Source organism: Oleiphilus sp. HI0066 (assembly GCF_001635725.1).
Genome location: NZ_LWFH01000351.1, coordinates 1 through 989, shown reverse-complemented (window position 1 = coordinate 989; position 989 = coordinate 1). Strand labels below are relative to the sequence as shown.

Annotated in this window: 1 pseudogene; it reads right to left on the bottom strand. The window is 45.1% G+C overall.

The window, feature by feature from the left end:
• A pseudogene (locus tag A3738_RS05065) lies at positions 1–989 on the bottom strand (chromosome segregation protein SMC); the annotation flags it as partial.

Genomic DNA, 989 nt, shown 5'->3' with positions numbered 1-989 from the left:
ATCAATATCCACGGACACCAATCGAGAGACTCCAGGCTCGTGCATAGTAACCCCCATAAGCTGGTCAGCCATCTCCATAGAAACCTTATTATGCGATATATATATGAACTGAACGGTATCGGACATTTCTTTGACAAGTCGAGCAAAACGCCCAACATTCGCATCATCTAAAGGCGCATCTACTTCATCCAACATACAGAATGGCGCTGGATTAAGTTTGAAAATAGAAAAAATCAATGCAAGGGCTGTCAAAGCTTTCTCACCGCCAGAAAGGAGATGTATCGTTGAATTATTTTTTCCTGGAGGCCTAGCAAGAATACTCACCCCTGTCTCAAGCAAATCCGAATCGGCCAGCTCAAGTTTTGCGCTGCCACCCCCAAATATCTTTGGAAACAAATTCTGCAAACCTGCATTGACGCGATCATAAGTTTGCTTAAACCTATGCCTTGTTTCTTTATCGATTTTTCGAATAGCTTGCGTCAACACATCTAAGGCATCAATTAACTCATCATTCTGCTCATCAAGATACGTCTTTCGCTCTAGCTGCGTCTCATACTCCTCGACAGCAGCCAAGTTAATCGCTCCCAAACGAGCGATCTTTTGTCCAATTGACTCCAAATCTTTCACCAACGCATCTTGCTGAACATCCTCATCAGCTAGCACTGAAACAAGCTCTTCAAACACAAAACCCTGCTCCAGCACATTTTGGAAACATTGATCTTGCTCTAAAGCAAATGCTTGAATCCTCAAACGCACCCGCTCTAGCTTTTCTCGAACATGCAGCAAGTCTGTCTCAGAGCGCTCCCTTGCCTGTTCCAAATCACGCAATTGACCTTGGAACGCCTCGTGCTCTGTTCGCACCTGCCCAAGCCGCTTCTGATCACGCTCATGAGCGACTAATTCATCCTGCAAGCGGGACTCTAAACCCTCAATCAAATCTTCATCGCCAGGCTCGAAATCAATATTTAAGACCGCCTCGTTAAACCTCT